This window comes from Streptomyces sp. NPDC088923, assembly GCF_044749745.1.
Lineage (GTDB): Bacteria > Actinomycetota > Actinomycetes > Streptomycetales > Streptomycetaceae > Streptomyces.
This window is the reverse complement of the sequence record NZ_JBIVIO010000006.1, coordinates 72396-95917: the sequence shown is the minus strand read 5'-3', so window position 1 is coordinate 95917 and position 23522 is coordinate 72396. Positions and strand designations below refer to the sequence as shown.

Sequence of the window (23522 nt, the reverse complement as noted above, 5' to 3'; positions counted from 1 at the left end):
GCGCCGGGGACCGTACCCCCGGCGGCCCGCCCCCGGTCAGTACGCACCGCGACCGTCGACGACGGCGCGGAGCGTACGGGCCATGACGTCCACGTCGCTCGTGAACGACCAGTTGTCGACGTAGCTCAGGTCGAGCGCGACCGTCTCGTCCCAGGACAGGTCCGAGCGCCCGCTGATCTGCCAGAGCCCCGTCATCCCGGGGCGCACCGCGAGGCGGCGGCGCTCGGTCTCCGAGTACGTGGCGACCTCGTCGGGCAGCGGCGGGCGCGGCCCGACGAGGGACATCTGCCCGCTCACGACGTTGAGCAGCTGGGGCAGTTCGTCGAGCGAGGTGCGACGCAGGAGGCGGCCCACGCGGGTGACGCGGGGGTCCTTGCGCATCTTGAACATGGCTCCGTCGTTCTCGTTCTCGCTCGCGAGCTCGGCCTTCATCTTGTCGGCGCCGACCTTCATCGAGCGGAACTTCCACATCATGAACGGCACGCCGTTCTGCCCGACGCGCTCACTGCGGTAGAAGACCGGGCCGCGCGAGGTGAGCTTGATGGCGAGCGCGATCCCGAGCAGGAGCGGCGAGACGACGGCGATGCCGAGCACGGCGAGCACGCGGTCCAGGACCGCCTTGAGCACCGGCTGCATCCCGCGCCGCACGGGCGGCGCGATGCGCAGCAGCGCCATCCCGGCGGCCGAGGTCGTCTCGACGCGCTTCGGCGCGACCTCGACGAGCCCGGGGGCGACGGCGAGTTCGAGGCCGGCGTCGTGCAGGCCCCACGACAGCTGCCGCAGCCGTGCCCCGGACATGACACGTCCGGCGGCGACGAGGACCAGGTCCACGCGGAGTTCGGCGGAGGCGGCGAGGACGAGCGTCGTGTCGGCGCCCGGCGCGGTCTCGGCCTCGTCGGGCAGCCGCGCCGCGAGCCGCAGGCCCGCGTCGAGCGGAGCGGAGCCGAGCGCGACGACCCCGACCACGACGTACGGGTGGTTGGTGTGTCCCGCGAGGTGCCCGGCGACCGATTCCACGGCCGAGGGCTCGCCGAGCAGGAGCACCCGCACGACGCCCTGCGCGGCCCTGCGGGTCTTGGCGAGGTGGCGGAAGGTCAGCTTGCGGCAGGCGAGCGTGAGCAGGAGGGCGGGCACGAGCGCGCCGAGGCTCACGAGCTGGCCGTGGTGGAGATCGGCCGCGACGTAGACGAAGGCGAGGACGCCGAGCAGGATCAGCCAGTCGTGCAGGACGGGCAGCGCCCCGCGCGACTCGCCGATCGCGCGGCGCGTGTACCGCTGCCGGAACGCCTGCACGAGCAGCCAGGCGAGCGCGGCGACGACGGCGCTGATCAGTGGATGCGGCTGGCCGTGGTGACGGAACAGCACAGCGACCGGTACGGCCGTACCGGCGATGTCGACGAAGAGCGCCACCGGCTGGTACCAGCGCGGTTTGCTGCCTGGAGGCAGCCCCCTGGGCAGCCGGCTGACAGCGGACGCACTGGTCTCAGGCGACTGGACATGCCACATGTACCCCCCCGGCACGTGTTGACGAACCACGACCCATCGGCCGAATCCCCGAACGGCGAACAAGTGTGGCAAGGGAGAACACTAAGCCACGCATCGGGCCGCGTGTACCTCCGTTTACAGGAAAGTCCGCATCCGGTGACCCGCGGTTAACCCCACGTTGCGGGGGAGGCGGCAGGGCGTTCCGGTATCTGTTCGCGCGGGTGTTCGTTGAGCGAACGAAGTGGCTCCAGTATGCCCGAGCTGTGCGAAGGGGTGTGCGGCGGGCGAGCTTGATCGCCTTTGGATGGAAGTGACACAAGTGGCCGACTTTCGGCCTCTTGTTGTGGGATGGCGCGCGATCCGCTGTACTACTGGCGCCCGTACCACCACTGCTGACGCCGCCCCGTACCGCGGGCGCCCGTGACCGAGGGGGACAGCCGTGTCGCTGCCGCCGCACCGCCGCATCCCGCCGGTACGCCGCCTGCGGCTGCCGCTCGCCGTCCTGCTCGGGCTCGCCCTGCTGGGCCTCGTCGCGGGTACCGGGCTCGCCCTCGGGGGCAGGGAGGGCGGCCAACAGGCCGCCGCCGCACGCCCGCTGCCCCAGAGCGCCGCCGCCTCGCCGCTCCCCAAGGCCGTCCGCCCCGCCGCCGAGGCGCTGCCCTTCGACCTTCCCGCGGTCAAGACCCTGCACGCGAGCGGCAAGAAGGTCTACGCCCACTACTTCACGCCGTACCCGCTCTCGCTCGACAACCAGGCCCCCGGCGCGGACTACTACGCACGCAACTACCTGCGGCCCGAGGGCGAGAGCGGCAAGCACGCCGCGTACGGCGGCCTGCTGCGCGACCGCCCGCGCCCCGTCGCGCCGGGGGAGGGCGACTGGCAGCGCGCCAACCTGGAACAGGAGGTGCGCACGGCGCGCGACGCCGGGCTCGACGGCTTCACCGTCGACCTCCTCTCGCTCTCCGGGCCCAACTGGGACCGCGTCAAGCTCCTCATGGCGGCGGCCCACACCGTCGACCCCGGGTTCCGGGTCGTCCTCATGCCCGACATGGTCGCCCTCGCCGGAACCGACCCCGGCACGCTCGCCGCCCGCCTCGCCGAACTCGCCGCCTCGCCCGCCGCCGGGCGCTTCGCCGACGGACGCCTCGTCGTCTCGCCGTTCAAGGCCGAGGCGAAGGACCCCGGCTGGTGGCGCCAGGTCCTCGACACCCTCCGCACCCAGCACGGCACCGACGCCGCACTCCTCCCGGTCTTCCTGAACTTCCCCGCCAACGCCGACCGCTTCGCGCCGCTCAGTGAGGGCTTCAGCGAGTGGGGCAACCGCAGCTACACGGCACAGGACGGCGCCGCGGCCGACGTCGCGCGCGCCAAGGGCCTCGGCAAGCTGTGGATGCAGCCCGTCTCCGTCCAGGACGCGCGGCCCAACCAGGGCGTCTACGACGAGGCGGGCAACACCGGCACGCTCCGCGCGAGCTGGCAGGCCGCCATCGACACGGACGCCGACTGGGTCCAGCTCACGACCTGGAACGACTACAGCGAGGGCACCCAGTTCGCGCCCTCGCTCCACAACGGCTACACCTACCTCGACCTTTCCTCGTACTACCTGACCCGCTTCAAGACCGGCAACTGGCCGAAGATCGTGCGCGACACCGTGTACGTCACCTCACGCACCCAGTTCGCCGCCGCCTCGCCCGCCCAGGGCGCCGCCAAGACGATGCGGCTGCGCGGCAACTCGGCCCCGGCCCGCGACACCGTCGAAGCGCTCGCCTTCCTCAGCGCCCCCGCCGCCGTCCGCGTCCTCCAGGACGGGGCGACGAAGGAGGAGCGCCTCAACACGGGCGTCCACCCCCTCGTCGTCCCGCTCCGCACCGGCACGGCGACCGGCGAGATCTGGCGCGACGGCACCCGTACGGCCTCGGTCCGCACCCAGTACCCGGTCGAGGCGAAGCCGAAGGTGCAGGACCTCCAGTACTACGGCGTTTCCTCGGGACGGACGGGGACGACGGCGGGGAAGTGAGGGACGCCGGTACGGGGCCGGGCGCCGCCCGGCCCCGACGTGCGCGCCTCCTCCGTACCGGCGCACTTGACCTCAACATTGCTTGAGCTTCTAGCGTCCCGTGCATGAGCCTCGACATGACCGCCTGGTCGCAACTCCAGGCATTCCGCCAGGAACAGGCCGCCCGCCCCCTCGCCCGCGCGACCCTGCGCCGTATCACCGCCTTCGCCCGGCCCCGTCGCCGCGCGCTGCTCGCCTACCTGCTCACCGGCATCGGCGCCGCGTTCCTCACCGTCGCCACGCCCCTCCTCGCGGGCGACGTCGTCGACACGATCGGCTCGGGCGGCACCCGCGCCCACGTCGTCACCCTCGCCGGGCTCATCGCGCTCGCCGCGCTCGCCGAGGCGGCGCTCACCCTCGTCGGCCGCCGCCTCTCCGCCACGATCGGCGAGGGACTCATCCTCGACCTGCGCACCGCCGTCTTCGACCACGTCCAGAAACTGCCCGTCGCCTTCTTCACGCGCACCCGCACCGGAGCGCTCGTCAGCCGTCTCAACAACGACGTCATCGGCGCCCAGCGCGCCTTCAGCAGCACCCTCTCCGGGATCGCCACCAATCTCGTCACGCTCCTGCTGACCCTCGCCGTCATGCTCGCCCTCTCGTGGCGCATCACGCTCCTCGCCCTCGTCCTCCTGCCCGTCTTCGTCGTCCCCGCGCGCCGCACGGGCCGCCGCATGGCCGCGCTCAGCCGCGAGGCGGCCGAGCACAACGCCGCCATGGGCTCCCGCATGACGGAGCGGTTCTCGGCCCCCGGCGCGACGCTCGTCAAGCTGTACGGGGACCCGCGCGCCGAGTCGGCCGAGTTCGCGGCCCGCGCCGCCCGCGTGCGCGACATCGGCGTCCGCGTCGCGATGACGCAGACCGTCTTCCTGACCCTCCTCACCCTCGTCTCCGCCCTCGCGCTCGCCCTCGTCTACGGGCTCGGCGGCTCCCTCGCCCTCGCGGGGAGCCTCGACACCGGCACCGTCGTCTCGCTCGCCCTCCTCCTCACGCGCCTCTACACCCCGCTCACCGCGCTCGCCGGGGCCCGCGTCGAGATCATGGGCGCGCTCGTGAGCTTCGAGCGCGTCTTCGAAGTCCTCGACCTCGTCCCGCTCGTGCGCGAACGCCCCGGCGCGGAGGACGTCCCCGAGGGCCCCGTCGGCATCGCCTTCGACGAGGTCCGCTTCGGCTACCCGGCCGCCGACGCCGTCTCGCTCGCCTCGCTCGAAGAGGCCGCGACGCTCGACGGCGGGGGCGGCGAGGAAGTCCTGCACGGCGTCAGCTTCCGCGCCGAGCCCGGGCAGACCGTCGCGCTCGTCGGCCCCTCGGGTGCGGGGAAATCCACGCTCGCCCAACTGCTCCCACGCCTGTACGACGCCGACGCGGGCGCCGTGCGGATCGGCGGCGTGGACGTACGCGACCTGAGCGCCGCCTCGCTGCGCGCCACCGTCGGCATGGTCACGCAGGACGGCCACCTCTTCCACGACACGGTCCGGGCCAACCTCCTCATCGCCCGCCCCACGGCGAGCGAGCCCGAGGTGTGGGAGGCGCTGCGCCGCGCCCGTGTCGAGACCCTCGTGGCGCGTCTCCCGGACGGTCTCGACACCGTCGTCGGCGAGCGCGGCTACCGGCTCTCGGGCGGCGAACGCCAACGGCTCACGCTCGCGCGCCTGCTTCTCGCGGGCCAGCGCGTCGTCATCCTCGACGAGGCGACCGCGCACCTCGACAACTCCTCCGAGGCCGCCGTGCGCGAGGCGCTCGCCGAAGCCCTCGCGGACCGTACGGCGCTCGTCATCGCCCACCGCCTGAGCACGATCCGCGCCGCCGACCTCATCCTCGTCGTCGAGGACGGCCGGATCACCGAACGCGGCACCCACGAGGAACTCCTCGCGCGCGGTGGCCGCTACACGGCACTGCACGAGGCGCGGGTGACGGAGGCGGGGAGCGGGGTGGGCGGAGCCGCCAGGGAGATCGGTGCGCCGGTGGGGTGACGGGACCCGCGGTGGCGGCTTCCGGCGCGGGAGGCGGGCGCGTGCGGCTGGTCCATCCGGCTCAGGCGGGCCGCGTGGCCGCGACGGGGAGGGGTAGGCGGGGGAGGACTCCGAAAGCCGCAGTCGCCACAGGCCGGAAGGAGACCCGTCATGACCGTCACCGCTGCGGGCAGCGCCCCGGGCACGGAGCCGGGGTTCACGAGCCCGCCCGATCCCATGCCGCCCGCGCCGACACCGGGCCCGACGCCCACGCCGCCGGACCCCGTACCCGACCCCGAACCGCCGCGCCCGACCCCGCCTCCGGGCCCGGGCCCCTCGCCCACGCCCGACCCCGTACCGCCGTCCCCGACGCCGGTCCCCGGCCCGGGCCCCGGCGTCCCCGACCCCCAGCCGCAACCCCCGCTCCCCGGCCCGGCCCCGTCCCCCGTACCACCGTCCCCGGGTCCCGACCCGGAGCCCCAGCCGGGACCGGTGTAGACCCGGACGGGCGTACCGCGACCGGGCGCCCATGGCGAAGGGCGGCCTCCCTCCTGGGCGGCCGCCCTTCGCCATGGGCGCCCCTGCGGCCGGGTCAGCCCCCGGTCAGGACTCCACCTCCGAGCGGTCCCCGCCCCACAGCGTGTGGAACGTGCCCTCGCGGTCGACGCGCTGGTACGTGTGCGCCCCGAAGTAGTCCCGCTGGGCCTGCGTCAGCGCCGCCGGGAGCCGGGGGGCGCGCAAGGCGTCGTAGTACGCGAGGGCCGTCGAGAAGCCGGGTGTCGCGACGCCCTGCCGTACCGCCGTCTGGATGACGTCCCGCCAGTCGCCCTGCGCCCCCTCCACCTCGCTCGCGAACGCCGGGTCCGAGAGCAGGCTCGGCAGCCCGGGCTGCTTGGCGTAGGCGGCCGTGATGCGGTCGAGGAAGGCGGCGCGGATGATGCACCCGGCGCGCCAGATCGACGCGACCGCGCCGAGGTCGATGTCCCAGTCGTACTCGGCGCTGCCCGCCGCGATCTCGTGGAAGCCCTGCGTGTACGAGACGATCTTCGAGGCGTAGAGCGCCTGCTCCACCTGGTCCGCGAAGCGCGCGGCCTCCGCCTCCTCCAGCGGCTTCGGCGTCGGCCCGCTCAGGTGCCCGGACGCCTCGCGCAGCGCGGTGTGCCCGGAGAGCCCGCGCGCGAAGACCGCCTCGGCGATCCCCGAGACGGGCACGCCGAGGTCGAGCGCGATCTGCACCGTCCAGCGCCCCGTGCCCTTCTGCTCAGCCGCGTCGGCGACGACGTCCACGAAGGGCTTCCCCGTCTTCGGGTCGGTGTGCTTGAGGACCTCGGCGGTGATCTCGATGAGGTACGAGTCGAGGCGGCCCGTGTTCCACGTGCGGAAGACGTCCGCGATGCGCGCGGGCGAGTACCCGGCGACGTCGCGCAGCAGCTGGTACGCCTCCCCGATGAGCTGCATGTCGGCGTACTCGATGCCGTTGTGCACCATCTTCACGAAGTGCCCCGCGCCGTCCGGGCCGATGTGCGTCACGCAGGGCGCGCCGTCCTCGGCCTTCGCGGCGATCTTCTCCAGCATCGGTCCGAGCGACTCGTACGACTCCTTCGAGCCGCCCGGCATGATGCTCGGCCCGTTGAGCGCGCCCTCCTCGCCGCCCGAGATGCCGGTCCCGACGAAGTGGATGCCCCGCTCGCGCAGCTTGCGCTCGCGGCGGCGGGTGTCGGCGAAGTGGGCGTTGCCCCCGTCGACGATCATGTCGCCCTCTTCGAGGAGAGGGGCGAACTCGTCGATCACCGCGTCCGTCGCCTCGCCCGCCTTGACCATGACGACGAGCCGCCGGGGCCGCTCCAGGGCCGCCACGAACTCCTCGGCGCTCTTGGTGGGCACGAAGGTGCCCTCGTCGCCGAACTCCTCGACGAGGGCGCGGGTCTTCGCCGCGGTGCGGTTGTGCAGGGCGACGGTGTAACCGTGACGCGCGAAATTGCGGGCCAGGTTGCGGCCCATGACCGCGAGCCCGGTCACACCGATCTGAGCGGAAGCGCTCATGTGTGTCACTCCTTGTCACTGCCCGGCGTAACCGCCGGTGTCAGGCGTCACAACACCGATTCGCACACAAGTATGTCCGCGCCGGGCCGGAATCTCCTGGGGAAGGGGGCGCCGCCGGTCGCGACCGCGGTGCGGCGGCCCGCTCGCGGCCCGCCGCACGTCCGCTTCGGGGCCCCTCCTGAGCTGCGTCTTGTCCCGAACCGCTTGTCGCGCAGGGTGCGCGCCCCTTAACTTTGCGGAGCTGCCGTCGTACGAGGGAGTCCTCATGGCGTTACGTGGCCGTCACCGGCGTCCCCAGCCGCCCCGCATCCAGCGCGCCTCGCTCACCGTCACGGCGGGCGGTGCGGGTCTCGCCCTGCCGCTCGTCGCCGCGGGCGGGGCCACCGCCGCCACCGAACAGACCTGGGACAAGGTCGCCCGCTGCGAGTCCGGCGGGGACTGGGACATCAACACGGGGAACGGCTTCTACGGCGGGCTCCAGTTCACCACCAGCACGTGGAAGGCGTTCGGCGGCAGCGCGTACGCCGCGCGCGCCGACCAGGCGACGCGCGCCGAGCAGATCGTCGTCGCCGAGAAGGTACTCAAGAGCCAGGGACCGAACGCCTGGCCCACGTGCGGCCCGCGCGCCGGGCTCGCGCGGGGCGGCCCGGCCCCCGCCGTGCGGCCGGCGAGCGCGCGGGCGGAGCCGAAGACGGCGACCAGGGCGGAGGCCGAGGCGGCTGCGAAGGCGGCTCCCAAGGCCCAGCCGAAGGAGAAGGCCGCGGCCCGGGCCGAGCGGTTGACGACCCGCAAGCCGCCCGCGAGCCACGGCCCCGACAAGACCCCGCAGTCCCGCGCGGGCACGGCTCAGCTGTACACCGTCGTTCCCGGGGACAGCCTCTCGGGCATCGCGGCCGAGCGGCAGGTCGAGGGCGGCTGGGAGCAGCTGTACGCGCTGAACCGGGGCACGGTGGGCGCCGACCCCGACCTGATCCGCCCGGGTCAGCACCTCGCGCTCTCCGGGAAACCGGGCCCCCGTACGGCCGAGCGGGTGCCGGAGAAGAAGGCCGCGCCGAAGAAGGCGGAGCCGAGGAGGACCGAACCGAAGGCCGCGCCCAAGAAGACCGAGCCGAAGAAGACCGAGAAGGCCGCCGCTCCCAAGAAGGCCGCGAGCACGGGCCACAAACTCACCGCGCCCGTCTCGGCGAGCACGGGCACGCAGTACCGGGCGGCGGGTTCCTCCTGGTCGAAGGGGTACCACACGGGCGTCGACTTCCCGGTCCCCACCGGCACGACCGTCAAGGCGATCGGCGCCGGAACGGTGGTCTCGGCCGGCTGGGGCGGCTCGTACGGCTACCAGGTCGTCATCCACCACGCGGACGGCCGCTACAGCCAGTACGCGCACCTCTCGGCGCTCAACGTCCGCGCGGGGCAGCACGTGGCCGAGGGCCAGCGCATCGCCCGCTCCGGGGCGACGGGCAACGTGACGGGGCCGCACCTGCACTTCGAGGTCCGCACGGGCCCCGGCTTCGGCTCCGACATCGACCCCCTGGCCTATCTGCGCGCGGGAGGCGTCCACATCTGAGCGCGAGTCCCCGGGACCGGCCCCTCCGGCCCCGGGGACTTCCGCCTCACACCCCCGACGGGCTCGACTCCGTGACCGTCGCGGGCGGCTCGGGGGCCGGTGGTGCCGCCGTCCTGCCCACCGTCAGCCTGACCAGGCCCACCGCCGCGAGGGCCCCCGCCGCCGCCGCTCCGGCCTCGCCCAGGACGCCGAATCGCATGTGCTCCCCGAAGAGCGCGAATCCCACCGCCGCCGCCGTCACCGGGTTGACGACCGTCTGGGTCGCGAGGGGGGCCGTGAGGCCGGCGCCCCGGTAGCTCGCCTGGGACAGGAGCATCCCGGCGCACGCGAGCACGCTCACCGCGCCGAGCAGCGGCAGCATCTCCAGGGGACTCTCGTGCGCGATGCGGTCGGTGACGGTCTTCGTGTAGACCGACGCCATCCCGAAGGCCACCCCGGCCGCCGCCGCGACGAAACCGCCGCGCGCCGCCGGGTGGTGGTGCACCCCGCGCGCCACGAGCAGCAGCGCCAGCACCGTGCCGAGCGTCACGAGGCCGAGCACAGCGAGCTCCTGCCCCCGCGGCATCCGCTCGCCGCCGCTCCCGGTGAGCGCGAGCAGCCCCGCGAGCCCGGCCGCCGCGAGCAGCGCCCCGCGCCAGGCCGCCGCGCTCGCCCGCTGCCGCACGAGCAGCGCCGCCATCGGCAACGCGAAGACGATGGTCAGCGCGCCGAGCGGCTGGACGAGACTCAGCGGCCCAAAGGCGAGCGCCCCGACGTGGAGCAGCGCGCCGAGCCCGTTGAGCCCCACCGCGCCCCACCACGCGGGCCGTCGCCACGGCGCGTACCCCCCGGGCCCCTGCTGGACCGCCACCCGTTCCTGGACGACGGCCCCGGCCGCGTAGGCGACGGCGGAGACCAGCGCGAAGAGCACGGACAGCGGGACATCGCTCATGAAGCACTCCGGCGCTGCGGCGGTCGATCGGCACTCATACGGTTCACTCTTCCCCGCCGACCGGCATCCCGTCGTCATCCCAGGGCACCCGCATCGACGTACTGCTGTGGGAGTACACACGGGGGTGTGTCCGGCGCGGGGAGGGCGCGCGACGGCGGCGCGCGCCCCCTGGGACGTACGACTCCCGTACGACGACGCCCGCACGACCCACGGGCCCGCCCCTCGCACGGGCTCCGCAGGGCCTTCGCGGAGCCTCCGCGCCGCCTCCGCACGGGTGAACGGGCCGTGAGGGGGCATCCGGGGGACGAGAGACGTCCCGCCCGGCGCGGGTACGCGGTCTTCCACGACCCGCCCCGGTGGGCGAGCATGGACGGTGCCGCAGGGACGTCAGGGACGACGCGGACGGGGGACGTATGCGGGTAGGACTGCTGACCAGGGAGTATCCGCCGCACGTCTACGGCGGCGCGGGGGTCCACGTCGAATTCCTCGCCCGCGAGCTGCGCGGCCTCACCGACCTCGTCGTGCACGCCTGGGACGCGTCGGGCGCCGAGGCCCGCCCGGGCGTCGTACGGCACCGGGCGGCCCCGCTGCCCGAAGCGGCAGGCGAGGCGTTGCGGGCCTTCTCGACCGGGCTCGGCATGACCGCCGCCCTCGCGGACCGCGACCTCGTCCACTCGCACACCTGGTACACCGCCCTCGCGGGCCGCCTCGCCCAGCTCCAGTACGGCATCCCCCACGTGCTCACCGCGCACTCGCTCGAACCGCTGCGCCCCTGGAAGGCCGAGCAACTCGGCGGCGGCTACGCGCTCTCCTCCTGGGCCGAACGCACCGCCGTCGAGACCGCCGACGCCGTGATCGCCGTCTCGCACGGCATGCGCGCCGACCTGCTCGGCTGCTACCCGGACCTCGACCCCGAGCGCGTCCACGTCGTCCACAACGGCATCGACACCGAGCTCTACCGCGCGAGCCCCGGCACCGCCGCGCTCGACCGCCTCGGTATCGACCCGGACCGCCCCTACGTCCTCTTCGTCGGCCGGGTCACCCGCCAGAAGGGCGTCCCGCACCTCCTGCGCGCGGCCCGCTCCCTCGATCCCGCCGCTCAGCTCGTGCTCTGCGCCGGGGCCCCCGACACCCCGGAGCTCGACGCCGAGTTCCGCGCCCTCGTCGCCGAACTGCGCGCCGCGCGGGACGGGGTGTACTGGATACCCGAACCGCTGCCGCGCCCCGATATCGTCCAACTGCTCAGTCACGCACGGGCCTTCGTCTGTCCCTCGGTCTACGAACCGCTCGGCATCGTCAACCTGGAGGCGATGGCCTGCGGCACCGCCGTCGTCGCCTCGGCCGTCGGCGGCATCCCCGAAGTGGTGCGCGACGGTGAGACCGGGCTGCTCGTCCCGTACGACCCCGAGGACCCGGCCGCGTTCGAGGACGGACTCGCGAGCGCGCTGGGCGGTCTCGTCACGGACGCGCGCACGGCGGCGCTCATGGGCGCGGCCGGGCGCGGCGTCGCCGTCCGCGACTTCGGCTGGGACCGCGTCGCCCGGCGCACCGTCGAGGTGTACGAACACGTCCTGGCCCGCACCTGAGAAGCCGTGCCCCACGTACACCCGCACCACGCACCACGAGCACGGACCCGCACCACCCGCACCACGAGAGCACCACCGGCACCACGAGAGCACCACCCGCACCACACGAGGCATCGCACCCGCCGGGCGGCGGGACGGCACGGCGGCGACGGAGCCGCCGGGAGGGGGGCGTCATGCGCGGCGGACCTTCGGTTCTGGGGATCGTCCTGGCGGGCGGCGAGGGCAAGCGGCTCATGCCGCTCACCGCCGACCGCGCGAAACCCGCGGTCACCTTCGGCGGCACGTACCGGCTCGTGGACTTCGTCCTGTCCAATCTCGTCAACGCCGACATCCTGCGGATCTGCGTCCTGACCCAGTACAAATCGCACTCGCTCGACCGGCACGTCACGACGACATGGCGCATGTCGAGCCTGCTCGGCAACTACGTGACGCCCGTGCCCGCGCAGCAGCGGCTCGGCCCGCGCTGGTACCTCGGCAGCGCCGACGCGATCCTCCAGTCCCTCAACCTCGTCCACGACGAACAGCCCGACTACGTCGCCGTGTTCGGCGCCGATCACGTCTACCGCATGGACCCGCGCCAGATGCTCCAGGCCCACATCGAGGGCGGCGCCGGGGTCACCGTCGCGGGGCTGAAGGTGCCGCGTGCCGAGTCCTCCGCCTTCGGCGTGATCGTCCCGCGCCCCGACTCCCGGCACATCACCTCCTTCCTGGAGAAGCCCGCCGACCCGCCGGGACTGCCCGGGGACCCCGAGCACGTCCACGCCTCCATGGGCAACTACCTCTTCACCACGAAGGTCCTGGTCGACGCCCTCCACCAGGACGCCGCCGACCCCGCCTCCGCGCACGACATGGGCGGCTCGATCCTCCCGCTGCTCACCGGCCGCGGCGAGGCACAGCTCTACGACTTCGACGACAACCGCGTCCCCGGCGAGACCCCGTACGAGCACGGCTACTGGCGCGACGTCGGCACCCTGGACGCCTACTACGAGGCCCACATGGACCTCGTCAAGGACCGCCCTGCCTTCAGCCTCGACAACCGCGAGTGGCCCGTCTACACCTACAACGACGCCCTGCCGCCCGCGAAGTTCTGCGCGGGCGGCTTCGCCGGCGAGTCCGTCGTGAGCCCGGGGTGCGTCATCCGCGGCCAGGTCACGGGCTCCGTGCTCTCGCCCGGCGTCGTCATCGAGCCGGGCGCCGTCGTGCAGGGCTCGGTGCTGCACGACGGGGTGCGGGTCGGGCGCGGCGCGGTGGTGCGCGGGGCCGTCCTGGACAAGAACATCGACGTGCCGCCGGGCGCCACGATCGGCGTGAACCCGGACCGGGACGCCGAGCTGTACACCATCTCGCCCGGCGGCGTCGTCGCGCTGGGGAAGGGGGCGCGGGTGGGGGAGCGGGGCTGAGGGCGCGGGCGGGGCCGACGGTTTGTCGGGCCGCTGAGGTGCCACGTACCCTCGGGAGCTGCCCCGCTCCCCACCACCCCGGTCCCGCGCCGTGGTGCGCCGGAGCGCACAGGGGGCCACGCCGGTGGCGTGCGGCCTTCAGGACCACAAGGAAACAGCGATGACGGTGCCCACCCTCCCGAGCGACGAGACCGCGCCCGCGACCCCCGAGCCCGCCGGGCAGCTGCCCGGCGACCTTGACGGGACGCCCGCCTTCGGACCGGGCATCGACCCCGAACGGCTCGCCGTCTGCCTCGACGTCCTCGCCGAACTCGACCAGCTCGACGTCGACCACCCCGACGCCGTCACGGTCCGCCGCGCCACCGCCGGTATCTACCGCACCGTGAAGCAGCGCCGCCGCCAGGAGCGCCGCGCCGCCAAGACGGCCCACGACCGCACCGTCACCGAGGCCACCGCGACCGGCTCCGCCGAGCGCATCGACGACGAGACGCGCGGCACCCTGCCCAGCTCCCGCTCCGAGGGCCGCGTCGCCGGGATACTCAAGCGGCCTCGCTCCTGCTACGTGTGCAAGGCCAGGTACACCGAGGTCGACGCGTTCTACCACCAGCTCTGCCCGAAGTGCGCCGAGGAGAACCGTGCGCGTCGCGAGGCCCGTGCCGACCTCAGCGGCAAGCGCGCCCTGCTCACCGGCGGCCGGGCCAAGATCGGCATGTACATCGCCCTGCGCCTGCTGCGCGACGGGGCGCACACCACGATCACGACCCGCTTCCCGCAGGACGCCGTGCGCCGCTTCGCGGCGATGGACGACAGCGCCGAGTGGATGCACCGCCTCAAGATCGTCGGCATCGACCTGCGCGACCCCGCCCAGGTGCTCGCCCTCGCCGACTCGGTGAGCGGGGCGGGCCCGCTCGACATCCTCATCAACAACGCGGCCCAGACCGTACGCCGCTCCACCGGCGCCTACCGCGAACTCCTCGCCGCCGAGTCCGCCGAGCCGCCGCGCGGCGAACTCCCCGCCACCGAGGTCATCGGCACCTTCGGTTCCGGCGCCGTCGCCGCCCTGCCGGGACCGCGCCTCGGCGAGAGCCTCAGCGCCCGTGAGGTCACCGACCTCGCCCTCGTCAGCGGCTCGGCGAGCCCCGCCCGCATCGCCGCAGGGACGGCCATCGACGCCGGGGGACTCGTCCCCGACCTGCACGACAGCAACAGCTGGGTGCAGACGGTCGAGACCGTCGACCCGGTCGAGCTGCTGGAGGTGCAGCTCTGCAACTCCACCGCGCCCTTCCTCCTCATCAGCAGGCTGCGCCCCGCCATGGCGGCGAGCGGCGCCCACCGCACCTACATCGTCAACGTCTCCGCGATGGAGGGCGTCTTCGCGCGCGGCTACAAGGGCGCCGGACATCCCCACACGAACATGGCGAAGGCCGCGCTCAACATGCTGACCCGCACGAGCGCGCAGGAGATGTTCGAGCAGGACCGCATCCTCATGACCGCCGTCGACACCGGCTGGATCACCGACGAGCGCCCGCACCCCGACAAGATGCGCCTCGCCGAGGCCGGTTTCCACGCCCCGCTCGACCTCGTCGACGGCGCGGCACGCGTCTACGACCCGATCGTGCGCGGCGAGGCCGGCGAGGACCTGTACGGCGTCTTCCTCAAGGACTACGGCGTCTCGCGCTGGTGAACGGCTGCCTCGGCGGGTGACACGGGAGGCCGACGGGACGGGTGCGGCCTGATCCGGATGGCTGAATCGTGCGGGTCGCGCCGCGGCACGGAGTGCCGATTTCCGCGCCATCGAGCGCACCCGCGCTCATGTGGTTAGGCTGTTGCAACGGACAGCAGACACGGGTGGACACCCTCACCCGACGTCCGTCCCCGGACGAAGGGCGCACCTCGCCCCGCTCCGTACGAACCACCGGCGCCACCGCGCCCGTACCGCCCCAGACGCGAATTCCGGCGGCGGCCCGGTGCCAGGTCCCGGTGACGGGGAGCGGCTCGGTGCCGTACCGGGGGTTACCCGACACATGAGGAGTGCGCGGTGACACAGGAGACGAAGCACACGGAGCAGCGGAGCCAGGGGACGACGTCCCCACCCCGCCGCCGTCACCAGGAGATCGGCTCGCTGGAGGTGTGGGCCCGCTCGGCGCCCATCCGCCTCGCCGGGTACGAGGACGATCTCGCCGAGCCGCACATCCTGCCCAGCGTGGACTGACCGCCCTTTCCGTACGGTCCGTGAAGGCCCTCGCCCCCCACGGGGCGGGGGCCTTCGTGCGCCGGCCCCGGGGGAGCGGGGCCGGGGAGGTGGCCGAGGGAGCACCCGGGCCAGGAACGCCGAGGTGGGACGGACTTAGACTGACCGGGCCGCCACTCCTGATCACCTCTCCTTCCTACGGAGCTTCGCCCATGCATGACGACCGGGCCCTGGTCGAGGCACGCCTCGCGCGTGTGCTGGAAGAACGCATCCGCCCGGCGGTGTACGCCGAGACGGTCCCCCTGGACGTGGCGATCTGGACGGCTCCCGGTGAGCCCGTCCCGGTCGCGGAGGGCTTGGCGGCCCCCTACGAACCCATCACCCCGAACACCCCCTGGGGCCCGCCCTGGGGCACCAGCTGGTTCAAGGTCACCGGCACCGTGCCCGCCGCGTGGGCCGGCCGCACTGTCGAGGCCGTGCTCGACCTCGGCTTCAGCCGGCACACGCCCGGCTTCCAGTGCGAAGGACTCGTGCACACCCCCGATGGCACGCCGGTCAAGGGCATCCACCCGCGCAACCGCTACGTGCGCGTCGGGGACCCGGCCCGGGGCGGCGAGGAGATCGACTTCCGCGTCGAAGCCGCGTCGAACCCGGTCATCCTGGGTAACCGGCCCTTCGCGCCCACCGACATGGGCGACCCCGCGACGGCGGGCAGTGCCCCGCAGTACGTCCTCGGCCGGATGGATCTGGCCGTTTTCGACGACAACGTTTTCCAGCTGGTCATGGACCTCGAAGTCCTCGGCGAGATGATGCCGCAACTCCCGGCCGACTCCGCCCGCCGCTGGGAGCTCCTGCGCACGGCCGACCGCGCGCTCGACGCCCTCGACCTCCAGGACATCGCGGGTACGGCCGCCGCCGCGCGCGCACTCCTCGCGCCCGCGCTCGCCGTACCGGCCCAGGCCTCGGCGCACCGGATCAGCGCCGTCGGCCACGCGCACATCGACTCCGCCTGGCTGTGGCCGCTGCGCGAGACGGTCCGCAAGGTCGCCCGCACCAGCTCCAACATGGTCTCGCTCCTCGAAGAGGCCCCCGAGTTCGTCTTCGCCATGTCCCAGGCCCAGCAGTGGGCCTGGCTCAAGGAGCACCGCCCCGAGGTGTGGGACAAGGTCGTCGAGGCCGTCGCCGACGGACGCTTCGTCCCGGCCGGCGGCATGTGGGTCGAGTCCGACACCAACATGCCCGGCTCGGAGGCGATGGCCCGCCAGTTCGTCCACGGCAAGCGCTTCTTCCTCGACGAGTTCGGCATCGACAACGAGGAGGCGTGGCTCCCCGACACCTTCGGCTTCGCCGCCGGGCTCCCGCAGATCATCAAGGCCGCGGGCTCCAAGTACCTCCTCACCCAGAAGATCTCCTGGAGCAAGACCAACGACTTCCCGCACCACACCTTCCGCTGGGAGGGCATCGACGGCACCCGGATCTTCACGCACTTCCCGCCCGTCGACTCCTACAACTGCGAGATGCTCGGCAGCCAGCTCGGGCACGCGGCACGCAACTTCAAGGAGAAGGGGCGCGCCACGCGCTCCCTGGCCCCCACCGGCTTCGGTGACGGCGGCGGCGGCACCACCCGCGAGATGGTCGCGAAGGCGGCCCGCCTCAAGAACACCGAGGGCCCCGCGCGCGTCGACTGGGAGACCCCGGCCGCCTTCTTCGCGAAGGCCGAGGCCGAGTACCCCGAGCCACCCGTGTGGGTCGGCGAGCTGTACCTGGAGCTGCACCGCGCCACGCTCACCAGCCAGGCGAGGACCAAGCAGGGCAACCGGCGTGGCGAGCACCTGCTGCGCGAGGCCGAGCTGTGGTCGGCGACCGCCGCGGTGCGCGCGGGCTTCCCGTACCCGTACGAGCGGCTCGACCGGCTGTGGAAGACGCTGCTGCTCCACCAGTTCCACGACATCCTGCCGGGCTCGTCGATCGCCTGGGTGCACCGCGAGGCGGAGCGCACGTATGCCGCGCTCGCCGAGGAGCTGAACGAGATCATCGGCGCCGCGCAGCGGGCGCTCGCGGGCGAGGGCGACACCGAGGTGCGCTTCAACTCGGCGCCGCACGCGGACGCGGGGATCGCGGCAGGCGCCGCGGGGACCGCGCCCGCTCCCGCCGTGGTCGTGCCCGTCGCGCGTACGGGGGGCGGTTTCGTCCTCGACAACGGGGTCGTACGGATCGAGATCGACGCGCGCGGGCTCGTCGTCTCCGCGCTGCGCCACGACTCGGGCCGCGAGGCCGTGGCCCCCGGACAGGCCGCCAACCTGCTGCAGCTCCACACCGACTTCCCCAACCAGTGGGACGCCTGGGACGTCGACTCCTTCTACCGCAACACCGTCACGGACCTCACGGACGTCGAGGAACTGAGCGCGGCGCCCGAAGGGGTGCGGATCGTACGGGCCTTCGGGGACTCGCGCGTCGTCCAGACGCTGAGCCTCGCCGAGGGCGCCGAGCGTCTCGACATCGACACCGAGGTGGACTGGCACGAGACGGAGAAGTTCCTCAAGCTGGCCTTCCCGCTCGACCTGCACGCCGAACGGTACGCGAGCGAGACCCAGTTCGGGCACTTCCACCGGCCCACCCACACCAACACCACGTGGGAGACCGCGAAGTTCGAGGCGTGCAACCACCGCTTCGTGCACCTGGAGGAGCCTGGCTTCGGCGTCGCCGTCGTGAACGACTCGACGTACGGGCACGATGTGAGCCGCACGGTGCGCGAGGACGGCGGGACCACCACCACGGTCCGCGCCTCGCTGCTGCGCGCGCCGCGCTTCCCCGACCCGGAGACCGACCAGGGCGTGCACCGCTTCCGGCACGGTCTCGTGGCCGGCGCCACGATCGACGACGCCGTCCGCGAGGGGTGGCGGGTCAACCTGCCGCGCCGTGTCGTGCGGGGTGCGGGGGCGGAGATCGCGCCGCTCGTCACCGTGGGGCAGGACTCCGTGGTGGTCACGGCGGTCAAGCTCGCCGACGACGGCAGCGGGGACGTGGTGGTGCGGTTCCACGAGGCGCGGGGCGGGCGCGGGGTCGCTTCGCTCAGGCCTGGGTTCGAGGTGGCCGAGGTGCGGGTCACCGACCTGCTGGAGCGGGATCTCTCCGAGGGGGCGGCGGAAGTGGTTGCCGTTGACGGGGAGTTGAAGGTCGCCTTGCGGCCGTTCCAGTTGGTGACGCTGCGCCTGCGGCGGGGCTGAGTGGAATAGGTGGGCGTGTCCGGGGCGGGGCCTTTTCCGGGGCTCCGCCCCGGGCCCCGCTCCTCAATCGCCGGAGGGGCTTGATTTTGGCCGCCCTGGGATATTGAGTGCGGCCGAGTTTTGGGCGCGGGCCTTTCCAGGGCTCCGCCCCGGACCCCGCTCCTCAATCGCCGGAGGGGCTGGGTTTTTGGCCGGTCCGGGATGCTGAGTGTGGCTGAGTTTTTGGCTGGTCCGGGATGCTGAGTGCGGCTGAGTTGTCGGGCGCGGGCCTTTTCGGGGCTCCGCCCCGGACCCCGCTCCTCAATCGCCGGAGGGGCTGGCGAGTGGTGCGGCTGCTGTTGAGCCCCTGACCACCAGTTCCGGCATGAAGACGAACTCGCTCGGTGGGGCCGGGGTGCCGCCGATCTCCTCCAGGAGGGCGCGGACCGCGGCCTGGCCCATCGCGGGGACCGGCTTGCGGACCGTGGTCAGGGGCGGGTCGGTGAAGGCGATCAGCGGGGAGTCGTCGAAGCCGACGACGGAGACCTCCTCGGGGACCGCGAGGCCGCGGGCGCGGGCCGCGCGGATCGCGCCGAGCGCCATCATGTCGCTCGCGCACACGAGCGCCGTGCAGCCGCGTTCCAGGAGGGCCGTGGCGGCGGCCTGGCCGCCTTCGAGCGTGAACAGCGAGTGCCGCACGTACCGGCTCCGCACCTCGGCGGCCCCGAGACCGAACTCCTCGTGCAGCGCCGCCGTGAACCCCTCGACCTTGCGCTGTACGGGCACGAAGCGCTCCGGGCCGAGCACGAGACCTATCTCGCGGTGGCCCAGCGCCCGCAGGTGGGTGACCGCGAGGCGCATCGCGGCCCGGTCGTCCGGGGAGACGAAGACGGCGCGGACCTTGGGGGAGTAGCCGTCGACCAGGACGAACGGGACGCCCTGCGCGTGCAGTCGCTCGTAGCGTCCCGTGTCCGCGGTGGTGTCCGCGTGCAGCCCCGAGACGAAGATGATCCCGGCGACGCCCCGGTCCACGAGCATCTCGGTCAGCTCGTCCTCCGTGGACCCACCGGGCGTCTGCGTCGCGAGGACCGGGGTGTAGCCCTGGCGGGTCAGGGCCTGCCCGATCACCTGCGCGAGGGCCGGGAAGATCGGGTTCTCCAACTCGGGCGTGATGAGCCCGACCAGCCCCTCGCTGCGCCGCCGCAGGCGCACCGGGCGCTCGTAGCCGAGCACGTCGAGCGCGGCGAGCACCTCCTGCCGGGTCGCGTCGGCTACGCCCGGCTTGCCGTTGAGCACCCGGCTCACAGTCGCCTCGCTCACCCCCGCCTGGGCGGCGAGATCAGCGAGACGGGCCGTGCCCTGGGGCTCCGGGCGCGCCCCCGCGCGACGGGATGCCGCGGGCCTGCGCCCGTACTGCTGTGTCATGGGGTCCCCTCGACTGGCCCTGCCTCGATGTACAGCCCTGCCCAGGTCACGGGTCCCTGACGGCCCCTCTGATGATTCCCGTTCGGGCGCGGACTGACAAGGGCCTGAGGATTCTTGCACAAGCCTTGCAAGCGGGTGCGTGCCGGGCTGGTACGAGGAGAGTATGCCGCAGGTGGAGACGGTGAACTGACGTTCAGGGCGCCGGGAAGGTTTCTTGCAGATTCTTGCTGCAAGGTCTTTCGCAACGGCTGCGACGCTGTTACTTTCTCGTTCGCCCGGCCGTCGCGATGGTGCGGCCGGCGGCGGCCATCCGCCGAGAACGGGCTCACACACCCTCAAGGAGTACTCATGCGGCGTGGCATAGCGGCCACCGCACTGCTCGCATCGCTCGCCCTCGCGGCGACGGCCTGCGGCGGGGACGACGGCGACGACGGCGCCTCCGGCGGCGGACCGGTCACCCTCACCTGGTGGGACACCTCCAACGCCACCAACGAGGCCCCGACCTACAAGGCGCTGGTCGAGCAGTTCGAGAAGTCGCACAAGGACATCAAGGTCAAGTACGTCAACGTGCCCTTCGACCAGGCGCAGAACAAGTTCGACACCGCCGCCGGGGCCAAGGGCGCGCCCGACATCCTGCGCGCCGAGGTCGGCTGGACGCCCGCCTTCGCGAAGAAGGGCTACCTCGCGCCGCTCGACGGCACGGACGCGCTCGCCGAGCAGGACTCCTTCCAGCCCAACCTGATCCAGCAGGCCCGGTACGAGGGCAAGACCTACGGCGTCCCGCTCGTCACGGACACGCTCGCCCTCGTCTACAACAAGAAGCTCTTCGCCGAGGCCGGGATCAAGACCGCGCCCACCACGTGGGAGCAGCTCAAGAAGGACGCGGCGACCGTCAAGTCCAAGACGGGCGTGGACGGTTACTGGGGCTCGACGGCCGGGTACTACGCGCAGCCCTACCTCTTCGGCGAGGGCACCGACACGGTCGACGCGAAGGCGAAGAAGCTCACGATCGAGAGCCCCGCCGCGGTCAAGGCGCTCAAGGAGTGGCAGGGCCTCTTCTCCGGCAAGGGCCTGCACAAGGCCGACATCACCGCCGACAGCTACGCCCACATCCAGGACGCCTTCGCGGGCGGCAAGGTCGCGGCGACCATCCAGGGGCCCTGGGAACTGACCAACTACTACAAGGGCAGCGCCTTCAAGGACCGGAAGAACCTCGGCGTCGCCGTCGTCCCGGCCGGATCGGCCGGCAAGCCCGGCGCCCCGACCGGCGGCCACAACCTGTCCGTCTACGCGGGCTCCGACCAGGCCCACCAGAAGGCCGCCTTCACCTTCGTCAAGTACATGACCTCGGCGAAGACGCAGGAGCAGATCGCGCTCAAGAACGGCACCCTGCCCACCCGCCAGGACGCCTACACCGAAGCCGTCAAGGCCGACCCGGGCACCGCGGGCTTCCAGCAGGTCCTGGACGCCGCCCAGCCGCGCCCCGCGCTGCCGGAGTACAGCTCCCTGTGGGGCCCGATGGACACCGAACTGCCGCGCGTCGCGAGCGGCAAGGAATCGCTGGACGACGGCCTGCGCAAGGCCGGGGACGCGATGCAGAAGCTCCTCCCCGACTACAAGCGCTGACCGGCGCGGCGGCGGGGCCGGCCACCTGACGGGCCGGCCCCGCCCCCCGCACCACGCCGCCTTCCCCCGTACACCATCCCCGCCCCGGAAGGGCCGCCATGACCGTCGCCGTCGACACCGAGACCGCGCCCCCGCGGCAGCAGCGGGCCCCCGGCCGCAGGACCGGGCCGCTCAGCCGCCTGCGCCGCGGCAGCCAGAGACACTGGTACGCGTACGCGATGATCGCCCCGGTCGTCATCGTGCTCGGCGTCCTCGTCGCGTACCCGCTGGCCCGCGGCTTCTACCTGACCCTCACCGACGCCACGAGCCTCAACTCGGCGCGCACCATCGGCGTCAACCACATCGACGCGACCTACGAGTTCATCGGCCTGCACAACTACGCCGACATCCTGTGGGGCCCCACCGCCTACGAGCGCTTCTGGTCGCACTTCCTGTGGACGGTCGGCTGGACCGTCGCCTGCGTCGCGCTGCACTACTGCCTCGGTCTCGGCCTCGCGCTGCTGCTCAACCAGAAGTTCCGCGGCCGGGTCGTCTACCGGATGCTGCTCATCCTGCCCTGGGCGGTGCCCGCCTTCGTCACCGTCTTCTCGTGGCGGATCATGCTCGCCGACGGCGGCCTCGTCAACACCGTCCTGGGCCACCTGCACCTGCCGCAGCCGGCCTGGCTGGAGGACACCTCCTGGCAGCGCGTCGCCGCGATCCTCGTCAACACGTGGTGCGGTGTGCCGTTCATGATGGTCTCGCTGCTCGGCGGGCTCCAGTCCATCGACGCGAACCTCTACGAGGCGGCCGAGATGGACGGCGCGAGCGCCTGGCAGCGCTTCCGGCACGTCACCCTGCCGGGCCTGCGCCCGGTGAGTGCCACCGTCGTCCTGCTCGGCGTGATCTGGACCTTCAACCAGTTCGCCATCATCTTCCTGCTCTTCGGCGGCACCAGCGCCCCCGACGCGCAGATCCTCGTGACCTGGGCCTACCGCCTCGGCTTCGGCCAACAGCCCCGCGACTTCGCCCAGTCGGCCACGTACGGCGTCCTGCTCCTGTCGATCCTCGTCGTCTTCACCACCTTCTACCGCAGGTGGCTGAACCGCAACGAGCAGTCCACCCTCTGAACCGGCCGACAGGAATCACGCCATGAGCACCGAGTCCACCACGCTGCCCGCAGCGCCCGTCGCCGCGGCCGCCCGTCCCGTCGCCCGCCCCGCGCGCGTGCGCCGCCGCGGCGAGCGGGGCCCGCTCGCCACCGTCCTCACCCACGCCGTACTCGTCCTCGCGAGCCTCGTCGCGCTCGTGCCCGTCGTCTGGCTCGCCTTCCTCTCGCTCGGGCCCGGGAAGGACGACTACCTCCACCCCGGCCGCATCTTCGGCCGGCTCACCTTCGACAACTACTCCTACGTCCTCGAACACACCAAGTTCTGGGACTGGTTGCAGTCCACCCTGATCGTCTCGCTCGGCACCACGCTGCTCGGCGTCGCCTTCGCCGCGACCACCGGCTACGCCGTCTCGCGCATGCGCTTCCCCGGTCAACGCTCCCTCATGTGGGTGCTGTTGCTCACGCAGGCGTTCCCGATCGCCGTGCTCATCGTGCCGATGTACGAGATCTTCTCCGAACTCGGGCTCATCGACAGCTACTTCGGGGTGATCCTGCTCAACTGCACGACCGCGATCCCGTACAGCGCCTGGCTGCTCAAGGGCTACTTCGACACGATCCCCTTCGAGATCGACGAGGCCGGGCGCATCGACGGGCTCAGCCCCTTCGGCACCTTCTGGCGGCTCATCCTGCCGCTCGCCAGGCCCGGACTCGCCGTCGCCGCCTTCTACACCTTCATCACCGCCTGGGCCGAGGTGGCCTTCGCCTCGACCTTCCTCCTCGACGACGAGAAGTACACCTTCGCCGTCGGTCTCCAGACCTTCGTCAGCGAGCACGACGCCCAGTGGAACCTCATGGCCGCGACCGCCGTGCTCATCGCGGTGCCGGTCACGATCTTCTTCTACCTCGTGCAGCGCCACCTCGTCACGGGGCTCACGGCGGGCGCGGCGAAGGGCTGAGCCGCCCGGGG

Annotated in this window: 15 protein-coding genes; 11 read left to right on the top strand and 4 right to left on the bottom strand. The window is 72.8% G+C overall.

Annotated elements, in window-relative coordinates; all coding sequences use genetic code 11:
• Positions 1-36: 36 nt before the first annotated feature.
• On the bottom strand, positions 37-1521 hold the full coding sequence (locus ACIP4O_RS22700; protein WP_401576959.1) for a sugar transferase: 1485 nt from the start codon (positions 1519-1521) through the stop codon (positions 37-39).
• A gap of 403 nt (positions 1522-1924) precedes the next feature.
• Here ACIP4O_RS22700 and ACIP4O_RS22695 point away from each other — a divergent pair, with 403 nt between their 5' ends.
• On the top strand, positions 1925-3502 hold the full coding sequence (locus ACIP4O_RS22695) for a glycoside hydrolase family 71 protein (RefSeq protein WP_401576957.1): 1578 nt from the start codon (positions 1925-1927) through the stop codon (positions 3500-3502).
• Positions 3503-3606: 104 nt separating this feature from the next.
• Positions 3607-5514 carry an ABC transporter ATP-binding protein gene (locus tag ACIP4O_RS22690; RefSeq protein WP_401576956.1) on the top strand — a complete coding sequence of 636 codons (1908 nt, stop codon included), beginning with the start codon at positions 3607-3609 and terminating at the stop codon, positions 5512-5514.
• Positions 5515-6096: 582 nt separating this feature from the next.
• Here ACIP4O_RS22690 and gndA read toward each other — a convergent pair.
• Positions 6097-7536 carry an NADP-dependent phosphogluconate dehydrogenase gene (gndA, locus tag ACIP4O_RS22685; RefSeq protein WP_401576955.1) on the bottom strand — a complete coding sequence of 480 codons (1440 nt, stop codon included), beginning with the start codon at positions 7534-7536 and terminating at the stop codon, positions 6097-6099.
• Between the two features lie 265 nt (positions 7537-7801).
• Between gndA and ACIP4O_RS22680 the strand changes: the two genes are divergently transcribed.
• Positions 7802-9100: a transglycosylase family protein gene (locus ACIP4O_RS22680; RefSeq protein ID WP_401576954.1), complete on the top strand. Its 1299-nt coding sequence runs from the start codon at positions 7802-7804 to the stop codon at positions 9098-9100.
• A gap of 46 nt (positions 9101-9146) precedes the next feature.
• Here ACIP4O_RS22680 and ACIP4O_RS22675 read toward each other — a convergent pair whose 3' ends face one another.
• Positions 9147-10031 carry a DMT family transporter gene (locus ACIP4O_RS22675; RefSeq protein ID WP_401576953.1) on the bottom strand — a complete coding sequence of 295 codons (885 nt, stop codon included), beginning with the start codon at positions 10029-10031 and terminating at the stop codon, positions 9147-9149.
• Between the two features lie 413 nt (positions 10032-10444).
• Between ACIP4O_RS22675 and glgA the strand changes: the two genes are divergently transcribed.
• From glgA to ACIP4O_RS22650, 5 genes are all read left to right on the top strand, one after another.
• Positions 10445-11617 (top strand): glycogen synthase, encoded by a 1173-nt coding sequence (gene glgA / locus ACIP4O_RS22670; RefSeq protein ID WP_401576952.1) that lies wholly within the window; start codon positions 10445-10447, stop codon positions 11615-11617.
• A gap of 173 nt (positions 11618-11790) precedes the next feature.
• The gene (locus ACIP4O_RS22665; protein ID WP_401576951.1) at positions 11791-13017 is read left to right on the top strand and encodes a glucose-1-phosphate adenylyltransferase; all 1227 of its coding nucleotides are present in this window, start codon (positions 11791-11793) and stop codon (positions 13015-13017) included.
• Between the two features lie 160 nt (positions 13018-13177).
• Complete coding sequence (locus ACIP4O_RS22660) at positions 13178-14701, top strand: SDR family NAD(P)-dependent oxidoreductase (RefSeq protein ID WP_401576950.1); 1524 nt, start codon at positions 13178-13180, stop codon at positions 14699-14701.
• A 354-nt stretch (positions 14702-15055) separates the two neighbouring features.
• Positions 15056-15229, top strand: coding sequence for a hypothetical protein (locus ACIP4O_RS22655; protein WP_203606516.1), 174 nt, complete (start codon positions 15056-15058; stop codon positions 15227-15229).
• Positions 15230-15420: 191 nt separating this feature from the next.
• The gene (locus ACIP4O_RS22650; protein ID WP_401576948.1) at positions 15421-18435 is read left to right on the top strand and encodes an alpha-mannosidase; all 3015 of its coding nucleotides are present in this window, start codon (positions 15421-15423) and stop codon (positions 18433-18435) included.
• Between the two features lie 300 nt (positions 18436-18735).
• Here ACIP4O_RS22650 and ACIP4O_RS22645 read toward each other — a convergent pair whose 3' ends face one another.
• Positions 18736-19839, bottom strand: a complete 1104-nt coding sequence (locus ACIP4O_RS22645) for a LacI family DNA-binding transcriptional regulator (RefSeq protein WP_401576946.1) — start codon at positions 19837-19839, stop codon at positions 18736-18738.
• A 348-nt stretch (positions 19840-20187) separates the two neighbouring features.
• On the opposite strand from ACIP4O_RS22645, the gene ACIP4O_RS22640 reads away from it, so the two are divergent.
• The 3 genes from ACIP4O_RS22640 (at position 20188) to ACIP4O_RS22630 (ending at position 23511) form a co-directional block, all read left to right on the top strand.
• Complete coding sequence (locus tag ACIP4O_RS22640; RefSeq protein WP_401576944.1) at positions 20188-21465, top strand: extracellular solute-binding protein; 1278 nt, start codon at positions 20188-20190, stop codon at positions 21463-21465.
• Positions 21466-21563: 98 nt separating this feature from the next.
• Complete coding sequence (locus ACIP4O_RS22635; RefSeq protein WP_361333288.1) at positions 21564-22574, top strand: sugar ABC transporter permease; 1011 nt, start codon at positions 21564-21566, stop codon at positions 22572-22574.
• A gap of 22 nt (positions 22575-22596) precedes the next feature.
• Positions 22597-23511, top strand: a complete 915-nt coding sequence (locus tag ACIP4O_RS22630) for a sugar ABC transporter permease (RefSeq protein WP_401576942.1) — start codon at positions 22597-22599, stop codon at positions 23509-23511.
• Positions 23512-23522 lie beyond the last annotated feature (11 nt).

What these genes read in the sequence shown, in the direction of transcription:
- ACIP4O_RS22630 (WP_401576942.1), top strand. Translation starts at nt 22,597, where the DNA reads ATGAGCACCGAGTCCACCACGCTGCCCGCAGCGCCCGTCGCCGCGGCC.
- ACIP4O_RS22635 (WP_361333288.1), top strand. Translation starts at nt 21,564, where the DNA reads ATGACCGTCGCCGTCGACACCGAGACCGCGCCCCCGCGGCAGCAGCGG.
- ACIP4O_RS22660 (WP_401576950.1), top strand. Translation starts at nt 13,178, where the DNA reads ATGACGGTGCCCACCCTCCCGAGCGACGAGACCGCGCCCGCGACCCCC.
- glgA (WP_401576952.1), top strand. Translation starts at nt 10,445, where the DNA reads ATGCGGGTAGGACTGCTGACCAGGGAGTATCCGCCGCACGTCTACGGC.
- ACIP4O_RS22665 (WP_401576951.1), top strand. Translation starts at nt 11,791, where the DNA reads ATGCGCGGCGGACCTTCGGTTCTGGGGATCGTCCTGGCGGGCGGCGAG.
- ACIP4O_RS22640 (WP_401576944.1), top strand. Translation starts at nt 20,188, where the DNA reads ATGCGGCGTGGCATAGCGGCCACCGCACTGCTCGCATCGCTCGCCCTC.
- gndA (WP_401576955.1), bottom strand. Translation starts at nt 7,536, where the DNA reads ATGAGCGCTTCCGCTCAGATCGGTGTGACCGGGCTCGCGGTCATGGGC.
- ACIP4O_RS22680 (WP_401576954.1), top strand. Translation starts at nt 7,802, where the DNA reads ATGGCGTTACGTGGCCGTCACCGGCGTCCCCAGCCGCCCCGCATCCAG.
- ACIP4O_RS22675 (WP_401576953.1), bottom strand. Translation starts at nt 10,031, where the DNA reads ATGAGCGATGTCCCGCTGTCCGTGCTCTTCGCGCTGGTCTCCGCCGTC.
- ACIP4O_RS22650 (WP_401576948.1), top strand. Translation starts at nt 15,421, where the DNA reads ATGCATGACGACCGGGCCCTGGTCGAGGCACGCCTCGCGCGTGTGCTG.
- ACIP4O_RS22645 (WP_401576946.1), bottom strand. Translation starts at nt 19,839, where the DNA reads ATGACACAGCAGTACGGGCGCAGGCCCGCGGCATCCCGTCGCGCGGGG.
- ACIP4O_RS22690 (WP_401576956.1), top strand. Translation starts at nt 3,607, where the DNA reads ATGAGCCTCGACATGACCGCCTGGTCGCAACTCCAGGCATTCCGCCAG.